Raw genomic sequence first — 457 nt, forward strand, 5'->3', positions numbered from 1 at the left:
CCGGCTTCACCGTGGTGGTGACCAAGTCGACCGTGCCGGTCGGCACCGGCGACGAGGTCGAGCGCATCATCCGCGAGACCAATCCCAAGGCCGACGTCGTCGTCGCCTCCAACCCCGAGTTCCTGCGCGAGGGTGCGGCGATCCGCGACTTCAAGTTCCCCGATCGTGTCGTCGTCGGTACCTCCGACGAGCGCGGCCGCAAGGTGATGGGCGACATCTACCGTCCGCTGTCGCTGAACCAGGCGCCGCTGATGTTCACCGCGCGCCGCACCGCCGAGATGATCAAATACGCCGCCAACGCCTTCCTCGCGACCAAGATCACCTTCATCAACGAGATCGCGGACCTCTCCGAAAAAGTCGGCGCCAACGTGCAGGAGGTCGCGCGCGGCATTGGCCTGGACAACCGCATCGGCACCAAGTTCCTGCATGCCGGTCCCGGCTTCGGCGGCTCGTGCTT

Annotated in this window: 1 pseudogene; it reads left to right on the forward strand. The window is 66.1% G+C overall.

Features of this window, described 5'->3' with window-relative positions:
• Positions 1-457, forward strand: a pseudogene (locus tag RAD15_RS43760) (UDP-glucose 6-dehydrogenase); the annotation flags it as partial.

It is taken from the genome of Bradyrhizobium sp. 14AA (assembly GCF_054185205.1).